The sequence below is a fragment of the Methylobacterium sp. J-088 genome, from assembly GCF_022829295.1.
In the GTDB taxonomy this organism is placed as follows: Bacteria; Pseudomonadota; Alphaproteobacteria; order Rhizobiales; family Beijerinckiaceae; genus Methylobacterium.
This window is the reverse complement of record NZ_JAKSYH010000114.1, coordinates 1-19,034: the sequence shown is the minus strand read 5'-3', so window position 1 is coordinate 19,034 and position 19,034 is coordinate 1. Positions and strand designations below refer to the sequence as shown.

At 68.4% G+C, this 19,034-nt stretch carries 17 protein-coding genes; 9 read left to right on the top strand and 8 right to left on the bottom strand.

The window, feature by feature from the left end:
• Positions 1-11: 11 nt before the first annotated feature.
• Both fdnG and MKK63_RS12160 read right to left on the bottom strand, forming a co-directional pair.
• The gene (fdnG, locus tag MKK63_RS12165) at positions 12-3,092 is read right to left on the bottom strand and encodes a formate dehydrogenase-N subunit alpha (protein ID WP_244001985.1); all 3,081 of its coding nucleotides are present in this window, start codon (positions 3,090-3,092) and stop codon (positions 12-14) included.
• 164 nt (positions 3,093-3,256) lie between these two features.
• A complete protein-coding gene (locus MKK63_RS12160; RefSeq protein ID WP_244001982.1) occupies positions 3,257-3,598 on the bottom strand; it encodes a hypothetical protein in 342 nt (113 codons plus the stop codon).
• 193 nt (positions 3,599-3,791) lie between these two features.
• Between MKK63_RS12160 and MKK63_RS12155 the strand changes: the two genes are divergently transcribed.
• From MKK63_RS12155 to MKK63_RS12125, 7 genes are all read left to right on the top strand, one after another.
• Positions 3,792-3,977, top strand: coding sequence for a hypothetical protein (locus MKK63_RS12155; protein ID WP_244001980.1), 186 nt, complete (start codon positions 3,792-3,794; stop codon positions 3,975-3,977).
• Positions 3,978-4,341: 364 nt separating this feature from the next.
• Complete coding sequence (locus MKK63_RS12150) at positions 4,342-5,379, top strand: sulfate ABC transporter substrate-binding protein (RefSeq protein ID WP_244001978.1); 1,038 nt, start codon at positions 4,342-4,344, stop codon at positions 5,377-5,379.
• Between the two features lie 12 nt (positions 5,380-5,391).
• A complete protein-coding gene (gene cysT, locus MKK63_RS12145; protein WP_244001976.1) occupies positions 5,392-6,246 on the top strand; it encodes a sulfate ABC transporter permease subunit CysT in 855 nt (284 codons plus the stop codon).
• 25 nt (positions 6,247-6,271) lie between these two features.
• Positions 6,272-7,120 (top strand): sulfate ABC transporter permease subunit CysW, encoded by an 849-nt coding sequence (gene cysW / locus MKK63_RS12140; RefSeq protein WP_244002170.1) that lies wholly within the window; start codon positions 6,272-6,274, stop codon positions 7,118-7,120.
• Between the two features lie 70 nt (positions 7,121-7,190).
• Positions 7,191-8,174 carry a sulfate/molybdate ABC transporter ATP-binding protein gene (locus tag MKK63_RS12135; RefSeq protein ID WP_409564508.1) on the top strand — a complete coding sequence of 328 codons (984 nt, stop codon included), beginning with the start codon at positions 7,191-7,193 and terminating at the stop codon, positions 8,172-8,174.
• Between the two features lie 140 nt (positions 8,175-8,314).
• On the top strand, positions 8,315-9,364 hold the full coding sequence (locus MKK63_RS12130; RefSeq protein WP_244001972.1) for a cysteine synthase A: 1,050 nt from the start codon (positions 8,315-8,317) through the stop codon (positions 9,362-9,364).
• A gap of 121 nt (positions 9,365-9,485) precedes the next feature.
• Positions 9,486-9,641, top strand: coding sequence for a hypothetical protein (locus tag MKK63_RS12125; protein WP_007563230.1), 156 nt, complete (start codon positions 9,486-9,488; stop codon positions 9,639-9,641).
• A 237-nt stretch (positions 9,642-9,878) separates the two neighbouring features.
• Here MKK63_RS12125 and MKK63_RS12120 read toward each other — a convergent pair whose 3' ends face one another.
• Complete coding sequence (locus tag MKK63_RS12120) at positions 9,879-11,285, bottom strand: serine protease (protein WP_244001970.1); 1,407 nt, start codon at positions 11,283-11,285, stop codon at positions 9,879-9,881.
• 206 nt (positions 11,286-11,491) lie between these two features.
• Between MKK63_RS12120 and MKK63_RS12115 the strand changes: the two genes are divergently transcribed.
• A complete protein-coding gene (locus MKK63_RS12115; RefSeq protein ID WP_243919840.1) occupies positions 11,492-11,668 on the top strand; it encodes a hypothetical protein in 177 nt (58 codons plus the stop codon).
• A 184-nt stretch (positions 11,669-11,852) separates the two neighbouring features.
• Here MKK63_RS12115 and MKK63_RS12110 read toward each other — a convergent pair whose 3' ends face one another.
• From MKK63_RS12110 to MKK63_RS12100, 3 genes are all read right to left on the bottom strand, one after another.
• Positions 11,853-12,722, bottom strand: a complete 870-nt coding sequence (locus MKK63_RS12110) for an amidohydrolase family protein (protein ID WP_244001968.1) — start codon at positions 12,720-12,722, stop codon at positions 11,853-11,855.
• A gap of 2 nt (positions 12,723-12,724) precedes the next feature.
• On the bottom strand, positions 12,725-14,029 hold the full coding sequence (locus tag MKK63_RS12105; RefSeq protein WP_244001966.1) for an MFS transporter: 1,305 nt from the start codon (positions 14,027-14,029) through the stop codon (positions 12,725-12,727).
• Between the two features lie 130 nt (positions 14,030-14,159).
• On the bottom strand, positions 14,160-14,675 hold the full coding sequence (locus MKK63_RS12100; RefSeq protein ID WP_244002168.1) for a hypothetical protein: 516 nt from the start codon (positions 14,673-14,675) through the stop codon (positions 14,160-14,162).
• Positions 14,676-14,884: 209 nt separating this feature from the next.
• On the opposite strand from MKK63_RS12100, the gene MKK63_RS12095 reads away from it, so the two are divergent.
• Positions 14,885-15,637, top strand: a complete 753-nt coding sequence (locus MKK63_RS12095; protein WP_244001964.1) for a phosphodiester glycosidase family protein — start codon at positions 14,885-14,887, stop codon at positions 15,635-15,637.
• Between the two features lie 130 nt (positions 15,638-15,767).
• Here MKK63_RS12095 and MKK63_RS12090 read toward each other — a convergent pair whose 3' ends face one another.
• Complete coding sequence (locus MKK63_RS12090) at positions 15,768-17,246, bottom strand: methyl-accepting chemotaxis protein (protein ID WP_244001962.1); 1,479 nt, start codon at positions 17,244-17,246, stop codon at positions 15,768-15,770.
• A 365-nt stretch (positions 17,247-17,611) separates the two neighbouring features.
• Positions 17,612-18,730 (bottom strand): NADH:flavin oxidoreductase/NADH oxidase, encoded by a 1,119-nt coding sequence (locus MKK63_RS12085; RefSeq protein WP_244001960.1) that lies wholly within the window; start codon positions 18,728-18,730, stop codon positions 17,612-17,614.
• Positions 18,731-19,034 lie beyond the last annotated feature (304 nt).

The following is a 19,034-nucleotide window of genomic DNA, read 5'->3' as shown; positions in this document are numbered from 1 at the left end:
TTCAGCTCCCCTTACGCGACCGCATCCGACGGGGGCGTGGTCGGCTCGATGTTCACGAGCCAGGCCTTGAACTCCGGCGTCTCGGTGTTGGCATCGCCCACGACCGGCGTCAGCGAGTTTGGATGCCATCCTTTCTTGGTGTGGCCCATGAAGCCCCAGTGCTGCGGGATACCGACGACGTGGACGGGCTTGCCGTCGCAGATCAGCGGCTTGATCCGCTTGGTCACCATGGCCTTGGCCTTGAGCGAGCCACGCTTCGACCAGACGCGGACCCAGCCGCCCCGGGCGATGCCCTTCTCCTTGGCGAGCTCCTCCGAGATCTCCACGAAGGCCTCCGGCTGGAGGATCGCGTTGATCCGGGCGTGCTTGGTCCAGCCGTGGAAATGCTCGGTCAGCCGGTAGCTCGTCGCCGCGTAGGGGAACTCCTCCGCGGTGCCGAGATCGGCCAGGTCGTCCTTGAAGATCCGGGACGCGGGCGCGCCCTTGATCGTTGGGAACGGGATGTTGGCCATCGGGGACTCGAAGGGCTCGTAATGCGTCGGGAACGGTCCGTCGCGCATGAGACCCCGGGTCCACAGGCGGGCGACGCCCTCCTGGTTCAGGATGAACGGCCCGACGCCCTTATCGGGAGCGACGGTGACGCCGTAATCCGGCACGTCGAAGCCGATCCACTGCTTGCCGTTCCACTCGATGAGCTTCTTCTTCTCCGACCACGGACGCCCCTCGGGGTCGCACGAGGCGCGGTTGTAGAGCACGCGCCGGTTGGCCGGCCACGCGAAGGCCCAGTTCGGGGCGATGCCGCGGTCGCCGGGATCGGTGTTGTCCCGGCGGGCCATGGTGTTGCCCTTCTCGGTGTAGCAGCCCGAGTAGATCCAGCACCCACAGGCGGTCGTCCCGTCGTCCTTGAGCTGGGCGAAGCCGTCGACCTGCTTGCCCGCCGGGATGATCGTCCCGTTGAGGTCCGGGGTCGGCGCCACCGTGTAGCCGTTGAGCTCGCGGGCGAGCTCCGATGGCGTCGGCGACTCGGCGATCGCGTAGTCCCACTTCAGGTTGACGATCGCATCCGGGAAGGCACCGCCGTCCTTTTTGTAGGCCGCCTTCACGCGAAGGAAGATCTCCGACATGATCTCGATATCCGAGCGGCACTCGCCCGGCGGCTCCTGCGCCTGCCAGTGCCATTGCAGCCAGCGGCTGGAGTTCGAGAGGGAGCCTTCCTCCTCCACGAACAGGGTGGTCGGTAGCTCGAACACCTCGGTCTGGATCTGGGTCGGATCGACGTCGTTGTACTCGCCGTGGTTCTCCCAGAACCGGGCCGTCTCGGTCTTGAGCGGATCCATCACCACGATGAACTTCATTTTGGAGAAGGCTTCCGTCATCTTGGCGCGGTTCGGGAACGACAGCAGGGGGTTGAAGCCCTGGATGACGTAGCCGGTCATCTTGCCCTGCTTGGCGAGCTCGAACCCACGCAGCACGTCGTAGGTTGGCACGTCGAGCTTGGGCAGGTAGTCGTAGGCCCAGTCGTTGTCCTTGGTGGCGTAATCGCCCCACATCGCTTTCTGGAACGAGACGAAGAACTTGTTGTAGTTCTGCCAATAGCTCGTCTGCCCCGGACGCAGCGGCTTGAACTGCCGCTTCGCGCTGTAGCTCGCGTAGGTCGGCTCCTTCTCCACCGGGATGTTCAGATAGCCCGGGATGAGGTTCGACATCAGCCCGATATCGGTCAGCCCCTGGATGTTGGAGTGACCGCGCAGCGCCTGCATGCCGCCGCCGAGCACTCCGATATTGCCGAGCAGCGTCTGCACGATGCACATCGAGCGGATGTTCTGCGAGCCCTTCGAGTGGTGCGTCCAGCCGAGCGCATAGAGCGAGGCCATCGACTTCTCGGGAGAAGCCGTGGTCGCCATCAGCTCGCAGACCTTCAGGAAGGTCTCCTTGGGCGAGCCGCAGATCCGCTCGACCATCTCGGGCGTGTAGATCGCGATGTGCTTCTTCAGGAGCTGCATCACGCAGCGCGGGTGCTGCATCGTCTCGTCGACCACGGCGTAGCCGTCGGGTCCGATCTCGTAATCCCAGGTGGTCTTGTCGTAGTCGCGCTTGTCCGCGTCGTAGCCCGTGAACAGGCCTTCGCTGAAGTCGTAGCCCTCGCGGACCACGTACCCGGCGTTGGTGTAGGCGGAAACGTAGCGGTGCTGCAGCTTGTCGTTGTCGAGCAAGTACTTGGCCACGCCCGACAGGAAGGCGATGTCGGTCCCCTGCCGGATCGGGCAGTAGAGATCGGCCACCGACGCGGTGCGGGTGAAGCGCGGATCGACGACGATCAGCTTGGCATTGTTATGGGCTTTCGCCTCGACGACCCATTTGAAGCCGCAGGGGTGCGCCTCGGCGGCATTGCCGCCCATCACGGTGATCACGTCCGCGTGCTTGATGTCCATCCAGAGGTTGGTCATCGCACCGCGTCCGAAGGAGGGCGCCAAACTGGCGACCGACGGACCGTGTCAAACCCTGGCCTGGTTATCGAAGACCAAGGCCCCCATGCTGCGGACGGTCTTGTAGGTGAGCCACGCCGTCTCGTTCGTGGTGGCCGATGCCCCGAGGAAGCCCATCGTGGTCCAGCGGTTGACCGTGAGGTCCCCGTTCTTGGCCACGAAGTTCTTGTCCCGGTCCTCCTTCAGGAGGGCCGCGATCCGGTCGAGGGCGAAATCCCACGAGACCCGCTTGAACTCCGACGTGCCCGGGGCACGGTGCAGCGGGTACTTGGTGCGGGTCTCGGCATGCACGAAGTCGAGCAGCGCCGAACCCTTCGGGCAGAGCGTGCCGCGGTTGACCGGATGATCCGGGTCACCCTCGATATGCATCACCGAGGAGCGTGCGTTCTTCGACCGGTCGCCCAGGCTGTACAGGATGACGCCGCAGGCCACCGAGCAGTACGGGCAGGTGTTGCGGGTCTCGCGCATCTGCGCGAGCTTGAAGGGCCGCACTGCGGCGGCCATGGCGGGCTCGAGTCCGCCGAATCCGAGTGCGCCCAGCGAACCGCCCGCGAGACCGGCGCCGGCCCCCTTGAGCAGGCCACGCCTTGAGACCTGGACCGTCATCTCCGCTCCATAAAGCGACTTGGTATAATTCCAGGGTGTCCCAAAAAAGCGTGCACGAGGCAAGTGCGGTTGCGTGACACAGACGTGACACGGCTCGAGTTGTGTTGCGGGCGACGCAGTACGTCCGCCTGAGCCGTTATCATCCTCTTAGGAAATGCGCTTTTTTACTTGCTCGGAACAGAGGGATTCGTGCCCGACGGGCTCGCCGTCCGGTGCTCGAGGGGCGCTTGCGGCTCCGTGGCCGCGGTGCCGCCGGGATCCGCCTTGGGGACCGGGCGGTCGGCGTTTTCCTTGATCGACTGGCCGCCGGGATTCGGCGCGTCTTTGGCGGCGGATTCCTCCCGGGGAACGGGGGCTTGGCTCCAGCCGTCCTGAGCGCTCCGGGACTTGTCGCCCATGGCGTCCACGCCCTTGATCTCACCGGGCTTCGTTTGGGCAAGACAGGGAGATCCGGCGAGGGCCGCGCCGAGGAACACCAACGTCGTCAGGGAGATCGGACGGGACACGAGGAGGCTCCGGGCAGCTTGGTTGTCTCAACGGCGGGGAACGTATCCCCCGGGGCGCCAGTTCCGGCCTGCGACAGCGCCGGCACAATCGCCGCGCCCACCCAGGGCGGGCCTGTCCAAGACGACAGGCAGTGACGGGTCCTTAACCAAGCTTTGCCAGTCTGTTGCAGAGCCACCGTGGGGATGTCCGATCATGTCGAAGCCGCATCCCGAGCGTCCGGCTCCGGTGGAGGCCACGGCCGACGTGCCGCCCCTGGCCCCTGGAATCCGCCGCCATCTCGGCCGGACTCTGCGTTCGCAATACGCGGATTCGCTGGCGGCGCCGGTGAGTGAGCGCCTGGAAGCGCTCATCGCGCAACTCGTGAAGCCGAAGGACTGACCGAGACGCGACCGATCGCGGTCCGCTTCCTGTCGGCTGGGCGTCGCAGCAGCATCCCGCATCACGACAGGATCCCGCAATTCGATGTGCGCCAAAGCACATCAGATCGTTCTTTCTGCGAAACTGCCGGAGACGCTTTGATTCTTCCCCGCATCCTGCGAGCGGGAGAAGATCCATGCGTTCCGCCCCCGTAGCGTGCTGCGGATGCTTGCCTTCTCGCCATTTCCGTCGATCTTGCGCTGGCCGACGGGCCCAGCAAGACAATGCTCGTGGCTTGACATCGTTCGATAAAAAGAACGATTTCGTGTGTTCCCGGGGGGTTGTTCCCCTGTGGCGCGATGCGACTGGCCGGGGATCGGACGTGATGAAGAACGTGGTGGGTCGAGGGCACGCCGTCCGGGCGATCGGGCTATCCCTGCTGGCCGGCGCCGGCCTCTGGGCCGGCGTGGTGCAGGCCTCCGCCGAAACGGCACTCCTGAACGTTTCCTACGATCCGACCCGGGAACTCTACCGGGAGATCAACGCCGTCTTCGCCGAGGACTGGAAGGCCAAGACCGGCGAGGCGATCACGGTCCGGGCGTCCCACGGCGGTTCGGGCGCGCAGGCGCGCACGGTGATCGACGGGGTCGACGCCGACGTGGTCACCCTCGGCATCCCGTCCGACATCGACGCCATCGCCAAGCTGACCCACAAGATCCCGGACGATTGGCGCAGCAAGCTGCCCAACACGGCCACGCCCTACACCTCGACGGTGGTGTTCCTGGTTCGCAAGGGCAATCCGAAGGGGGTCAAGGACTGGGCCGACCTCGTGAAGCCCGACGTCAAGGTGATCACCCCGAACCCGAAGACCTCCGCGGGCGGGCGCTGGAACTTCCTGGCGGCCTGGGGCTACGCCTACAATCAGGACAAGGATGCCGCCAAGGCCGATGCCTTCGTGGGTCAGGTCTACAAGAACGTGCCGGTGCTCGACACCGGCGCCCGCGGCTCGACCGTGACCTTCGCGCAGCGCGGTCTCGGCGACGTGCTGCCGACCTGGGAGAACGAGGCCTATCTGGTCCTTCAGGAATTCGGCGCCGACAAGTTCGATATCGTTTCGCCGCCGACCTCGATCTACGCCGAGCCGCCGGTGGCCCTCGTGGCCGCCAATGCCGAGCGTAAGGGCACGACGAAGGCCGCGCAGGCCTATCTCGATTTCCTCTACACCGACCGCGCCCAGGCGATCTTCGCCAAGCACCATTACCGGCCGATCAAGCGGGAGGCGGCGGCACCGGCCGACCTCGCGCAGCTGCCCGAGATCAAGCTGTTCAAGATCGAGGATCTGCAGGGCTCCTGGGACGAGATCCAGAAGCGGAACTTCGACGCCGGCGGCCTGTTCGACCGGTTGAGCCGCGCCGGCCGCTGAGGCTCCAGGATCATGGTCGAGACGCCCCGCCCCCGATGGACCTTCCGTCGACCGAGCGTGATTCCGGGCTTCGGGATCAGCTTCGGCTACACGCTGACCTGTCTCGGCCTGATCGTGCTGCTGCCGCTGGCCGGTCTGGTGGTAAAGGCCTCGGGGCTCGGTCTGTCCGGCATCTGGAATGTCGCCACCGATCCGCGGGTGGCGAGCGCCCTGCGGATCAGCTTCGGCGTCTCGGCAGTCGCGGCGCTGGTGGCCTCCACGTTCGGCTTCCTGGTGGCCTGGGTGCTGACCCGCTATCGGTTCCCGGGGCGTAAGCTCGTCGATGCGGCCGTCGATCTGCCCTTCGCGCTGCCGACCGCGGTGGCCGGCATCGCGCTGGCCTCGCTCTACGCGCCGGACGGGCTGCTCGGCGCACCGTTGGCCCGGCTCGGCATCCAGGCGGCCTACACGCCGGTCGGCATCTTCATCGCCATGGTGTTCATCGGCCTGCCCTTCGCGGTGCGGACCGTGCAGCCGCTGATCGCCGAGATCGACAAGGAGATCGAGGAGGCCTCCGCGACCCTGGGCGCCACGCGGATCATCACCCTCACCAAGGTGGTGCTGCCGCCGCTGATCCCGGCGGTGCTGACCGGCTTCGCCCTGGCCTTCGCCCGGGGGGTCGGCGAGTACGGCTCGATCATCTTCATCGCCGGCAACCTGCCCTACGTGTCGGAGATCGCGCCGTTGCTGATCGTGATCAAGCTCTCCGAGTTCGACTACGGCGGCGCGGCGGCCATCGCGACGATCATGCTCGGGATCTCGTTCCTGACGCTGCTCGCCATCAACCTCATCCAGGCCTGGTCACGGCGGCGGTTCGGCTATGTCTGAGATTTTCTCCCCGATCTCCGTGCCGATGGCCAAGCCGGCCCAGGCCGCCTCCGAGGGGGCCATCACCCGCGGGGTGCTGATTGGCATCGCGGTCACCTTCCTGGCGCTGTTCCTGGTGCTGCCGCTGTTCGCGGTGTTCACCCAGGCCCTCTCGAAGGGCATCGCCGCCTTCCTGGATGCCTTCCGGGAGCCCGACGCCTGGAGCGCGATCCGCCTGACACTCACCGTGGCGGCGATCGCTGTGCCGTTCAACGTGGTGTTAGGGCTGGCGGCCTCCTGGGCGATCGCCAAGTTCGAGTTCCCTGGCAAGGCGCTGCTGATCACCCTGATCGACCTGCCGTTCTCGGTCTCGCCGGTGGTCTCCGGTCTGATCTACGTGCTGCTGTTCGGCTCCCAGGGCCTGTTCGGCACCTGGCTGATCGATCACGGCATCCAGATCCTGTTCGCGCTGCCCGGCATCGTGCTGGCGACGGTGTTCGTGACCTTCCCGTTCGTCGCCCGGGAGCTGATCCCGCTGATGCAGGAGCAGGGCACCGCCGAGGAGGAGGCGGCGCTGACGCTCGGCGCCTCGGGCCTCCACGTGTTCCGCACGGTGACGCTGCCCAATATCCGCTGGGGCCTGCTCTATAGCGTGCTCCTCTGCAATGCCCGGGCGATGGGCGAATTCGGAGCGGTTTCGGTGGTGTCGGGCCACATCCGCGGCCTGACCAACACCATCCCACTCCACGTGGAGATCCTCTACAATGAGTACAACTTCGTCGCCGCATTCGCCGTCGCTTCGCTCCTTGCCGTCCTTGCCCTCATCACCCTCGTCCTCAAATCCGTCCTCGAATGGCGTTTCGCCGGTGAGCTCGCGCACGGCCGGGCACACTGACAGCCCCTCGGATCGCCCCTCCACGGCGATCCGGATCGAGGCCGTCTCGAAGACCTTCGACACGGCTGCGGTGCTGCACGACCTCTCCCTCGACGTGCGGGCGGGGGAGCTGATCGGTCTGCTGGGGCCCTCGGGCTCGGGCAAGACGACGCTGTTGCGGATCATCGCCGGGCTCGACGCGCCGGACCGGGGCCGGATCCTGTTCGGCGACGACGACGCCACCGGCCTCGCCGTGCAGGAGCGGGCGGTGGGCTTCGTGTTCCAGCACTACGCCCTGTTCAAGCACATGAGCGTCGCCGACAACATCGCCTACGGGCTGAACGCGCGGCGGCGCGCCGACCGGCCGGCCAAGGCCGAGATCAAGCGCCGGGTCGGCGACCTCCTCGACCTGATCCGGCTCTCGGGCTTCGGCGATCGCTACCCGTCGCAGCTCTCGGGCGGCCAGCGCCAGCGCGTCGCCCTCGCCCGGGCGCTCGCCGTCGAGCCGCGGGTGCTGCTGCTCGACGAGCCCTTCGGCGCGCTGGACGCCCAAGTCCGAAAGGATCTGCGCCGCTGGCTGCGCGAGATCCATGACCGCACCGGTCAGACCACGATCTTCGTCACCCACGACCAGGATGAGGCGCTGGAACTGTCCGACCGGGTGGCGGTGCTCGATCGCGGCCGCCTGGAGCAGGTCGGCACGCCGGACGAGGTGCAGGAGAACCCGGCCTGCGCCACGGTGATGAAGTTCCTGGGCGATTCCGTCGAGGTCGAGGCGATCGCCGAGGGCGGCCGGGTGCTGGTGCGCGGCCGGGAGACGCCCGTCGTCGCGCCGGCCGGCATTATCGGCCCGGTGAAGCTCTATGTCCGGCCCTGGCAGCTGCAACTCGCCGAGCCCGAATCCGCGCACCTGTCCGGCACGGTGCGCAGCTCGTACCGGACGCAAGGCCGCCAGCGGATCGAGGTGGTGGATACGGAGGGTCGCGTGTTCGCCGTGGAGGATTTCGATGGCGTCCGCCACCCGGCCGGGCACCCGGTCGGCCTGCGGATCAACGGCGGGCACGTGTTCGGGTGAGACTTGCTAGCCTCCGTGCAGCCTCTCAAGCGGACTCGTACATCGAGGCGAACGCTTCGTCCGCTCGGATCTTCGAGGGGTCAAAGATTTTTTTCGCGGAATTGGCGGCCATTTTCGCGAAATCTGCTTAGGCTTTCCCAATGACCGCACCGAGTCGCGTACCTGCCCCCGATGTCCTCGCCGCCATCGGCCAGACACCGCTGATCCGCCTGCGCCGGGCCTCGGAGGAGACCGGCTGCGCCATCTACGGCAAGGCCGAGTTCCTGAATCCCGGCCTGTCGGTGAAGGACCGTGCGGCGCTCTCGATCGTGCAGGACGCCGAGGCGAAGGGCCTGATCCGGCCGGGCGGCACCATCGTGGAGGGCACCGCCGGCAATACCGGCATCGGCCTCGCCCTGGTGGCCTCGGTGCGCAGTTACCGGACGTTGATCGTCATCCCGGTCACCCAGTCCGAGGAGAAGAAGCAGACCCTGCGGCTCGCGGGCGCGCGCCTCGTCGAGGTGCCGGCCGTGCCGTTCGCCAACCCGAACAACTACGTCCACGTGGCCCGGCGGCTTGCCGAAAAACTCGCCGCCACGGAGCCGGCGGGCGCCTTCTTCGCCGACCAGTTCGACAACGTCGCCAACCGGCAGGCGCATGTGGACGGCACCGGCCCCGAGATCTGGGCGCAGACCGGCGGCCGGGTCGACGGCTTCGTCTGCGCGGCCGGGACCGGCGGCACGCTGGCCGGCACCGCCGAGGCCCTGCGCGCCCGCAATCCGCAGGTCAAGATCGCGCTCTCGGACCCGGAGGGCTCGGCGCTCTACGCGCACTACACGACCGGCACCCTGAAGGCCGAGGGCTCCTCGATCACCGAGGGGATCGGCCAGGGGCGGATCACCAGGAACCTCGACGGCTTCACCCCGGATCACGCCTTCCGCATCCCGGACCGCGAGGCCCTCGACATCGTGTTCGGGCTGATGCGGGAGGAGGGGCTGTCGCTCGGCGGCTCGTCGGGGATCAACGTCGCCGGGGCGATCCGGCTGGCCCGGGAACTCGGGCCCGGCCACACCATCGTGACGATCCTGTGCGACGGGGCGGCGCGCTACGCCTCGAAGCTGTTCAACCCGGCCTTCCTCACCGCGCGCAACCTGCCCGTGCCGGGCTGGCTCGGCGCCCCGCAGGATCCGCTGCCGGACTGGCACGCCTGAGGCCTAAGGCCTCATCCGTATTTTTCTCACAAAAGCTGGGGCGGCGATTGAACGGAACGGATTGTCGCAGCGTTTGAACGGTCACGCTCGCACCAGCGCGACCGTTCGGAGTTCTCGCCAGATGTCCCTTGTTACCATCCTCCTTATCATCCTGATCATCCTGGCCTTCGGCGGCGGCGGCTTCCTCGGCGGCGGCGCCTATCGCGGTCCGGGCTTCGGCCTCGGCGGCATCCTGCTGATCGTGCTGATCGTCCTGCTGGTCACCGGCCGGCTCTAAGCCACGGCGTCGTTCCCGGCCGCCTCGTGGCCGGGAACGACCTCAGATCCCGGTTTCGAAAGCTCGAGACCTTTTGCGGGTCCTGGGCAGAGCCCAAGTCGCTCTCTCGAGCCCTGCTCTGAGCACCCGCGGCACCTAAGCAGATTTACGTTGGCAAGCCAACGCTTCATCCGCTTAGCTCTTTGTTATGTTACAGGTTTTTGTCGCAAAACCGGTGGCCACTTTTGCGAAACCTGCTTAGCGGCAGGCGATCCCCACCACCGCCTGCGCGAACGCCCCCGGCCCACCGTCCGGGGGCGTCTTCGCGTCGGCGATGCCCTGGCCCGCGAGGAAGGCGGTGATCGCCCCGCCCGGTACCAGCGGCAGGCGCGTGGGAGGCACGATCCCGGCAACCCGGCGTGGCGCCGCCGGATAACGGGCGATGAGCCCGACGAGCCGTCCGGACCGGTCGAGCACAGGCGCACCGGCCGAGCCCGGCTGAAGGGCCGCGACGACATCGCCCGCGACGGCGCTTCCGGGGGCGGCCACGAGTCCGTCCGAGCTCGGCGCGAGGGCGATCAGGTTATCCTCCGCGCCGACCGGCTCCGTCCGTCCTGCGGGTCGGATTGGCGCGGGGGCCCCGGGCGCATCGAGAAGCGCGAGGCCGGAGGGATCGGCGGCGAGCTTGCGGGCCGGCGCCGCGCCGATGCGGGGCGCCGCGCAGCCCTCCAGCACCGCGGAGGCCGTGAGCACCCGGCCCGGCGCCACCGTGAGACCGGCGCCCGCGACGGCAAGATCCTGCGCCACGACCGCGCTGGTCTCGGGGCGGGCCGGGGCCGATGGGATCGCGGCGACCGGGGCCGGTGCGGCGGCTTTCGGGAACGGCACGAACGCATTTGCCACCGCGATCACCAAACGATCGACCTCCGGCGCCAGGGCTTTGTCGTAGCCGAACAGGAAGCCGCGCACGCCCGCCGGCCCGGCGGCGTAGCGGATGTAGGACAGGCCGGCCCCGGTCTCGGCGGTCACCACCACGACGTCGGGCCGCTTCAGCCTGTAGGTCACCTTGCGGTTCGGCAGCGGCGTGGTCGCCTTCTCGAACAGGGTGTCGAGGGTCTCGGTCTCCAGCGGGTAGGCGCGGGTCTCCAGAGTGACGCGCCCGTCCGGGCTCTGCCAGCGGGTGCCGGAGGCCAGGGCGGTGCGCTTCGATAGCAGGCGCTCCGGCACCCCCATCACCGCAGAGCTGCCGGGATCCGGGGCGATCCGGAAGCGCGCCGCGGTCCGGGCCGCCGCCCCCGCTCCCAGCAGGGCCGCCCGGCCGCGCGGATCCAGGGGATCAACGCCATGGGTGCGGGCGCGATAGGCGTTGAGCGCCTCGAAGGTCCGGCGCCCGAACGTGCCCGACACCACGGCGTTGAAGTCGCCGGTCCAGACGAGGGCGTCCTGGATCGCCTTCCGTTCCGGCTCGGGCAGCGCCTCGAACGCGGCCTTCGCGCCCTCGAAGGCGGGATCGGCCGGCGCCGCAGCCGCGGGCGCCGCGCGGGACGGTCGCGGCTGATCCTGCGCGGCGGCGGGTCCGGCGGCGAGCAGAAGTGCCAGCAGAGCCGCAGCTTGCCGGCGGTCTGCCCCCGGCAAACGACCCCACCACGACGTACCCGAGGCCATGACCGCCCTCCCCGATCGGAATCACCCGGATCCTGGCAGAGGCGTCCGGGGCGGACCAGATCGAATCCTTGGGTTACGGCACCAGACCGCGGTGCGCCCGCCGCCGGGATGCGCTACAGGCGGATGTCCGGCCCGCGGCGGCATCCGGACAGCCCGATCGGCCCTCCGGCCACGCGATGCCGCCACGGTTCGACGCGGAGCCCGGCATGACCGATGCGAGCAACACCTTCAAGAAGGCGCCCAAGCGCAAGCCCGCCAAGGGCAAGAGCGTCAGCGTCTCCCCCGAAATGCGGCAGGCCTATGCCGACCTGATCCGCGAGCGCGCGGAGAAGCAGGAGGTCTACGGCCGCCACCTGCCGCAGGACGAATCACGGCGGCGCTGAGCGCTGCAAATCCGGGACTTGGAGCCGGTTCGACCTGGAACCCGGGTTTCCAAAGGGCATGCCCTTTGGCGGGTTCTTGGGGCAGAGCCCTGAGATCTTGACCAGGGCTCTGCCCTGGACCCGCGAAAGGTCTCGACCTTTCGGAACCGGGACTTGAGCCCGGCGCGGGATGCGGGCCCCGACCCTATCCGAAGCCGTAGAGCCGGCGCGGATTGTCGACGAAGACCTGTTTGCGCCGGCCCTCGTCCGGCACCCAATCGGCCATCAGGTCGAGGAGCGTCGTGGTCCGCGGCGGCCCATCCCAGGCCGCGACGTGCGGCCAGTCCGAGCCCCAGAGGCAGCGTTCCGGGGCGGCCTCATTGAGGGCGCGGGCGAAGGGGATCGTGTCGGCGTAGGGCGGCCCGGTGACGGAATCGCGGAAGGCGCCCGAGAGCTTCACCCAGTTGCCGTCGGCGACGAGGCTAAGCAGCGCCTGGAAGCCCGGATGATCCACGCCGGCCGAGGTCGGCATGTGCCCCATATGGTCGAAGACCAGCGGCACCGGTAGCCGCGACAGGCGACCGGCGATCGGCGGCAGATCCCGGGCATCGAGCAGGAACTGGAGATGCCAGCCCATCTCCCGGGCAAGCGCCCCGTAGGACTCGACCGCGTCGAGCCCGACCCCGCCGCCGAACAGCACGTTCAGCCGCAGGCCGACCACGCCGGCTTCCTTCAGGGCGGCGAGGTCCGCGTCGGGCAGTCCGAGCGGGATCACCGCGATGCCGCGCAGCCGCCGCCGGTTGGCGCGCAGCGTCTCGACCATCAGCCGGTTGTCGGTGCCGTGGACGCTGACCTGAACCAGCACGCCGTTGGCCATGCCGGTCCCATCGAGCATCGCGAGATAGGCCTCTGCCGGGGCCGCCGGAGGCGTGTAGCTGCGGTCGGGCACCAGCGGATAGGCGGGTGGCAGGCCGATGACGTGGGCGTGGGTGTCGACCGCGCCCGCCGGCACGGCGTAGCGGGTCGGTCCGCCCGGATGCGGGTCCGGGGCGGGGCAGTCTCGGATCTCGGGCATGATCAGATATCCGCGTGCAGGACCTTGCCGCGCGTCTCGGGCAGCGCGAAGGCCGCCACGAAGAACACCCCGTAGGCGACCGCCGCGAAGATCGCGATCGCCGAGGCGAGGCCGACGCGCTCGGAGATGTAACCCACGAGCGCCGGGAACAGGGCGCCGATGCCCCGGCCGAAATTGTAGCAGAACCCCTGCCCCGAGCCGCGCAGGCGGGTTGGGTACAGTTCCGTCAGGAAGGCGCCCATGCCGGAGAAATAGCCCGAGGCGAAGAAGCCGAGCGGGAAGCCCAGCACCCAGAGCACGCCGTTCGAGAGCGGGATCTGTGTGTAGGCCACCACCACCGCGATGGCGCCGAGCGAGAAGATCAGGAACAGCGGCCGCCGGCCCAGGCGGTCGGCGAGCCACGCGCCGACGAGATAGCCGGCGAACGAGCCGATGATCAGCGCCGAGAGGTAGCCGGTGGAGGAGACGATCGACAGGTGGCGCTCGGTGGTGAGGAAGCGCGGCACCCAGGTGGTGATCGCGTAATAGCCGCCCTGACAGCCCGCCGCCGCCATCGAGGCAAGCAGCGTCGTCTTCAGGATCGGGCCGGAAAAGATCTCCCAGATCTGCGGCCGGTCGCCGGCCGCTGCGGCCCTGGCCCGGGTCTCGGCGGCGACCTTCGGCTCCTCGACATAGCGGCGCAGGTAGAAGATCAGCAGAGCCGGCAGGGCGCCGACCGCGAACATCCAGCGCCACGCGGTCTCGGGCGGCAAGAGCGAGAACAGCACCGCCTGCGACAGCACCGCGAGCCCCCAGCCGATCGCCCAGCCCGACTGCACCGAGCCCACCGCCCGGCCGCGATACTCGGCCCGGATCGTCTCGCCGATCAGCACGGCGCCGGCCGCCCACTCGCCGCCGAAGCCGAGGCCGAGGATCGCCCGGGCGACGAGCAACTGCTCGAAACTCTGCACGAAGGCGCAGAGCAGCGAGAAGACCGAGAACCACAGGATCGTGATCTGGAGGGTGAGCACCCGGCCGATCCGGTCGGCGACGAATCCCGCGAGCCAGCCGCCGAGCGCCGAAGCCAGCAGCGTCACCGTGGCGGCCAGCCCGGCCGTGCCGGAATCCACGTGCCACAGGCTCATGATCGTCCCGATCACCAGCGGGTAGATCATGAAATCCATGCCGTCGAGACACCAGCCGGCGGCGCACGCCCAGAAGGTGTGCCGCTCCGGCGGCGTCATCGAGCGGTAAAAAGCGGTGAGGCTGGCGTCGCGGATCTCGACCGCCTCGACGCGTCCATCGCCCTGCCCGGTGGCCGTACTCATGCACCCTCCCCTGCCGTCCGATACCAGTATCGGCGTGCCAGGCGGCGCTGTCCAACGCCGCGGAGGGGCAGGCAAGGAAAAGGCCGCCCGAAGGCGGCCTCTCCTGACATTCGCACTGTCGCCATGCGGCTCAGTAGCAGCGCTCGACCAGCACCCGGCGGTAGCCGTAGGGGGTCCAGCGCACCCGCGGGACCGTGTAGCAGCCGCCGCCGTAGCCGTAGTCGCCGCCATAGCCGTAGCCGACCGGGGCGTAGCCGCCGCCGTAGCCGTAACCCGGGTAGCCGTAGCCACCGTAACCGCCGTAGAGGCCGCCGGCCGCCAGGCCGAGGCCGACGCCGAGACCCAGGCCGCCAAGGCCGTAGCCGTAGCCGCCGCGATAGCCATAGCCACGACCATAGAAGCCACGGCCGTAGCCGCCGCCGTAGCCGCCGCGATAGCCGAACCCGCCGCCACGGAATCCGGCGCCCCGGAAGCCGCCGCCGAACCCACCGCCGCGGAAGCCGCCGAAGCCACCCCCGTGGAAGCCGCCGCCGAACCCGCCGCCATGGAACCCGCCGCCGCCGAAGCCGCGCGCATCTGCGCTGGCAGGTGCGAACGCCAGAGCGCCCGCCGCCAGCAGGGTTGAGCAGAGCACTGCACCCTTCATCATGTCATCTCCGTCGAAAACCGCCCTCTAGCCGTAGAAACGTCGGACTGTACGAAACGGTTCAGGTGAGGACCGCGACGTGCCGCCGCTGTTCGGTCGGCACGGCGCCGCCGGGTCGGCAAGCCCCGGGACGGCTTCGGACTCGAAAATCGCCGCTTTCAGGGGCGACAGCCGCCGCCATCGCTTCTCCGAGCAGCATGGAACGCGTCATGACGCTACGCCCGGCTCACGCCCTGTTGATCGCGCTCGTCGCGCTGACCCTGCCGCCGCGCGCCCTGGCCGCGCCCGCGGCCTCCGAGCCCTGCCGGGCGGTGGAGACCCAGGGCGAGACCTTCACGGTCTGCACGATCGACCTGCGGCGGCAGCGGCTGAGGCTGTTCTGGATGCAGGCGGACGGGCGGCCCTACGGATCGCTCGGCACCCTCGCCGAGGCGCAGGGGCGGCACCTCGACTTCGCGATGAATGCCGGCATGTACGACAAGGATCAGGCGCCGGTGGGCCTCTACGTCGAGGGCGGGCGCGAGATGAAGCACGTCTCCACCGCGGACGGGCCCGGCAACTTCCACCTCAAGCCGAACGGCGTGTTCTGGGTGAAGGGCGAGCGGGCGGGGGTGCTCGATACGCCCCATTACCTCCGGGCGAAGATCCGCCCGGACTATGCGACGCAATCCGGGCCCATGCTGGTGATCGACGGCCAGATCCACCCAAAAATCTCCGCCGACGGGCCGAGCCAGAAGATCCGCAACGGCGTCGGCGTGGCCGAGGACGGGCACGTGGCGATCTTCGCGATCTCCGAGCGCCCGGTGACCTTCGGAGCCTTCGCGCGGCTGTTCAAGGACGACCTCGGCTGCCGCAACGCCCTGTTCCTCGACGGCTCGGTGTCGAGCCTCCACGCGCCCAATCTCGGCCGCACCGACATCAGCCGGCCGCTCGGGCCGCTGATCGGGGCGGCGCCGCGGTAGAGCCGTGCCCGATCGCATTGCAATCGAACGCGGCTCGGAGCCTTCGTTTCGGCGCGCGCTCCTGCGCCGAACCGATGTCCAGGTCGGCGGAGGGCGCTCGAGGACCTGATCCGATCGTCTCGGCGCGTGTTCAGCCGACGGCGCGGGCCGCCTCACGGACCTGACGCGTCGCGGCATCGACCTGCTCGCTCGCCCGCGCGATGGCTTCCATACCGTCCGCGATCGTCGCCACCCCGTGCGCCGCCGTGTGCATGCTGCCCGACATCTCCCGGGTCACGGCGGACTGCTCCTCGACCGCCGCGGCGATCGCGGCCGAGATCTCATCCAGGGCCCGGATCGTGCTCTGGATCGTATCAATCGCCCTCACCGCCTCGCGCGTGGCCGCCTGCGTGGCCGTGATCTGGCTCCGGATCTGGTCGGTGGCCTTCGCGGTCTGCTCGGCCAGCGCCTTCACCTCGGAGGCCACGACCGCGAAGCCCTTGCCCGCCGCGCCGGCACGGGCGGCCTCGATCGTGGCATTGAGGGCCAGGAGGTTGGTCTGCGAGGCGATCCCCTGGATCATCGTCACGACCGCGCCGATCTGCGCCGCCTGCCCACTCAAGCCCTCGACGATGCCGCCTGTGTGCTGCGCCTGCAAGACCGCCTCGCCGGCCATGCGTGCCGCGTGGCTGACCTGCTGACTGATCTCGCCGACCGAGGCCGACAACTCCTCCGCGCCTGAGGCGACGCTCTGGATATCGTTGGAGACCTGCCCGACCGTGCCGACCGCCTCGGCCGTCTGCCGCGTCACACGCTCGACCGCCGTGCCGATCGCATCCAGATCGGTGCTGATCGTCTGCTGGACCGCGACGCGGCGCTGGCGCTCGCGCACCTGCGCGGTGATATCGGTCGCGAACTTCACGACCTTGACGACTCGCCCGCCCGCGTCCGTGATCGGGTTGTAGGTCGCCTGGATGAACACCGTGCGTCCGCCCTTGGCGAGCCGCTGGAACTCTGCCGACTTGAATTTCCCCTGTGCCAGGGACGCCCAGAAACGCTGGTAGCCTTCGCTCGACCGTTCCGCCGCGTCCACGAACAGGCTGTGGTGGCGCCCCTTCACCTCATCGAACGAATAACCCATCGCCGCGAGGAAATTGGGGTTGGCATCGAGGATGGTGCCCTCCGGCGTGAACGAGATCACCGCCTGCGAGCGGTGCAGGGCCGAGATCTGTCCGTCCAGGTCGAGGCTGTGGGCCTTTTGCGTGGTGATGTCGGTTGCGATCTTGACGATCTTCGACACGCGCCCAGACCGGTTTCGAACGGGGTTGTAGCTCGCCTGGATCCAGATCTCCCGGCCGCCTTTGGCAATGCGCTTGAATTCGGCGGCGCGATAAGTCCCGCATCGCAGGGCATCCCAGAAGGCGCGGTATACTGTGCTGTCTCGGTGAGCCGGTTCCACGAACAGGCTGTGATTTTGACCTTGGATTTCCGCCAGCGTGTAGCTCACTGCGGACAGGAAATTGCGGTTTGCGGTGAGGATCGTTCCGTCTGGCCGAAACTCTATGATCGCTTGCGACAGTCCGATCGCATCCAGGGTTGCATGCGCCGTTTGGTCGCGCAGTCCGATCATGGCGTGTCTTTCGTTTCGGCCCTCTTTCTTCGACACTCAGCCAGAATGCATAATAATCTGCTCAATCCGCGGCATCAAAAATCGGTGACAAAGCTTCCGTCGATCAAAAATACATAAAGATGTATGCTACTTTACTGATGCAACTCCTGATACGTGGATTCCCGGGACGGGTCGCCGCCCATACGGGGTGCCGTCGTCTCGTCGGATCGCTGTCCGGAGGTAATGACGATCGTCAGCGCGTCTGTCCCGGGTCGACATAGCCCCCGCGTAGGGTCGAGCGCACTGGGTTTCACTGTGGATGCGCTCGCCGGACGGTGAGCCGATCCGGCGAGACCCGCGCGTCGACTCACCACGCGGGCGTCGCGTCACCGCTGGCCGAACGCCGTGTCCGTGAACAGATCCTTGTATTCCCGCGGCTGCGAGCGCCAGTACTGCTTGGGGGCCCGAACCCGGGCGCCCAGCTCGGCCGCCGCGTGCCAGGGCCAGCGCGGATCGTAGAGCATCGCCCGGGCGAGCGAGATCGCGTCCGCCCGTCCCTCCTGCACGATCGTCTCGGCCTGTTGGGCTTCGGTGATCAGCCCGACCGCGATGGTGGTCAGCCCGGTCTCGGCCTTGATCCGCTCGGCATAGGGCACCTGATAGCCCGGCCCGAGCTTGATCGCCTGTTTGGGCGAGACGCCCCCCGTGGAGACGTGGAGCGCCGGTGAGCCCGCACGCTTAAGGGCCTTGGCCAGCTCCACGGTCTCGTCGATGTCCCAGCCATCCTCGACCCAGTCGGTGGCCGAGACGCGCAGCCAGACAGGGCTCCCCGCGGGGACGACGTCGCGCACCGCGTCGTAGATCTCCAGCGGGAAGCGCATCCGGTTTTCCAGGCTGCCGCCGTACTGGTCGGTGCGCTTGTTGGCGATCGGCGACAGGAACTGGTGCAGCAGGTAGCCGTGGGCGCCGTGCAACTCCACGGCCTCGATGCCCAGCCGTACGGCGCGCTTGGCGGTGGCCACGAACTGGTCGCGGACCCGCTTCATGTCGGTGGCGTCCAGGGCATGGGGCGGCACCTCGCCCTCCCCGTGCGCCACCGCCGAGGGCGCCTCGGTGCGCCAGCCATAGGCCTGTTCCGGCGGGATCTGCTGGCCGCCGTTCCAGGGGGCCGCGCTCGACGCCTTCCGGCCCGCATGGGCGATCTGGATGCAGACCGGGATCGGCGCATATTCGCGGATCGCATCGAGCACGCGCCCGAGCGCGCGCTCGCAACCGTCGCTGTAAAGGCCGAGATCCCAGGCGGTGATCCGCGCCTCCGGCGAGACCGCGGTGGCCTCCAGGGTCAGCAGGCCGGCCCCCGACATGGCGAGCTGCCCCAGATGCATCATGTGCCAGTCGGTGGCTTCGCCATCCCGGGCCGAATACTGGCACATCGGCGCGATCAGAATGCGGTTCTCGAGCGTGAGCGCATCGAGCGTCAGCGGTTCGAACAGGCGAGCGGTCATCGGCAGCTCCTGGTGGAGCGGTTACTCTGGCGCAGGATCGGCTCGGGAGCCAGTGCGGTGCGACACAACACATCTGTGGACGGGCGTCGGTGGAACTTGCCGAGTGAGCCAACCGTTTTTTGGCTTGTCGCCACACGGCGGCCACCAACGCGAACCGCCTGAGGCACGGTACACGACTCACAAGGCTGGGAGGCGTTTTGGGCATCGATTGGCCCAGAGGGTCGCTGCGCTTTGAGGGGCATTGAGGAGATCGCCGCGTAGGGCATCGAGGCCGGTGCGGAACCAGGATTTCCCGCGCCGCCCA

Coding starts and splice junctions, on each gene's coding strand:
- MKK63_RS12155 (WP_244001980.1), top strand. CDS start 3,792: ATGTCGAAGCCGCATCCCGAGCGTCCGGCTCCGGTGGAGGCCACGGCC.
- MKK63_RS12150 (WP_244001978.1), top strand. CDS start 4,342: ATGAAGAACGTGGTGGGTCGAGGGCACGCCGTCCGGGCGATCGGGCTA.
- cysT (WP_244001976.1), top strand. CDS start 5,392: ATGGTCGAGACGCCCCGCCCCCGATGGACCTTCCGTCGACCGAGCGTG.
- cysW (WP_244002170.1), top strand. CDS start 6,272: ATGGCCAAGCCGGCCCAGGCCGCCTCCGAGGGGGCCATCACCCGCGGG.
- MKK63_RS12130 (WP_244001972.1), top strand. CDS start 8,315: ATGACCGCACCGAGTCGCGTACCTGCCCCCGATGTCCTCGCCGCCATC.
- MKK63_RS12125 (WP_007563230.1), top strand. CDS start 9,486: ATGTCCCTTGTTACCATCCTCCTTATCATCCTGATCATCCTGGCCTTC.
- MKK63_RS12120 (WP_244001970.1), bottom strand. CDS start 11,285: ATGGCCTCGGGTACGTCGTGGTGGGGTCGTTTGCCGGGGGCAGACCGC.
- MKK63_RS12115 (WP_243919840.1), top strand. CDS start 11,492: ATGACCGATGCGAGCAACACCTTCAAGAAGGCGCCCAAGCGCAAGCCC.
- MKK63_RS12110 (WP_244001968.1), bottom strand. CDS start 12,722: ATGCCCGAGATCCGAGACTGCCCCGCCCCGGACCCGCATCCGGGCGGA.
- MKK63_RS12105 (WP_244001966.1), bottom strand. CDS start 14,029: ATGAGTACGGCCACCGGGCAGGGCGATGGACGCGTCGAGGCGGTCGAG.
- MKK63_RS12100 (WP_244002168.1), bottom strand. CDS start 14,675: ATGAAGGGTGCAGTGCTCTGCTCAACCCTGCTGGCGGCGGGCGCTCTG.
- MKK63_RS12095 (WP_244001964.1), top strand. CDS start 14,885: ATGACGCTACGCCCGGCTCACGCCCTGTTGATCGCGCTCGTCGCGCTG.
- MKK63_RS12090 (WP_244001962.1), bottom strand. CDS start 17,246: ATGATCGGACTGCGCGACCAAACGGCGCATGCAACCCTGGATGCGATC.
- MKK63_RS12085 (WP_244001960.1), bottom strand. CDS start 18,730: ATGACCGCTCGCCTGTTCGAACCGCTGACGCTCGATGCGCTCACGCTC.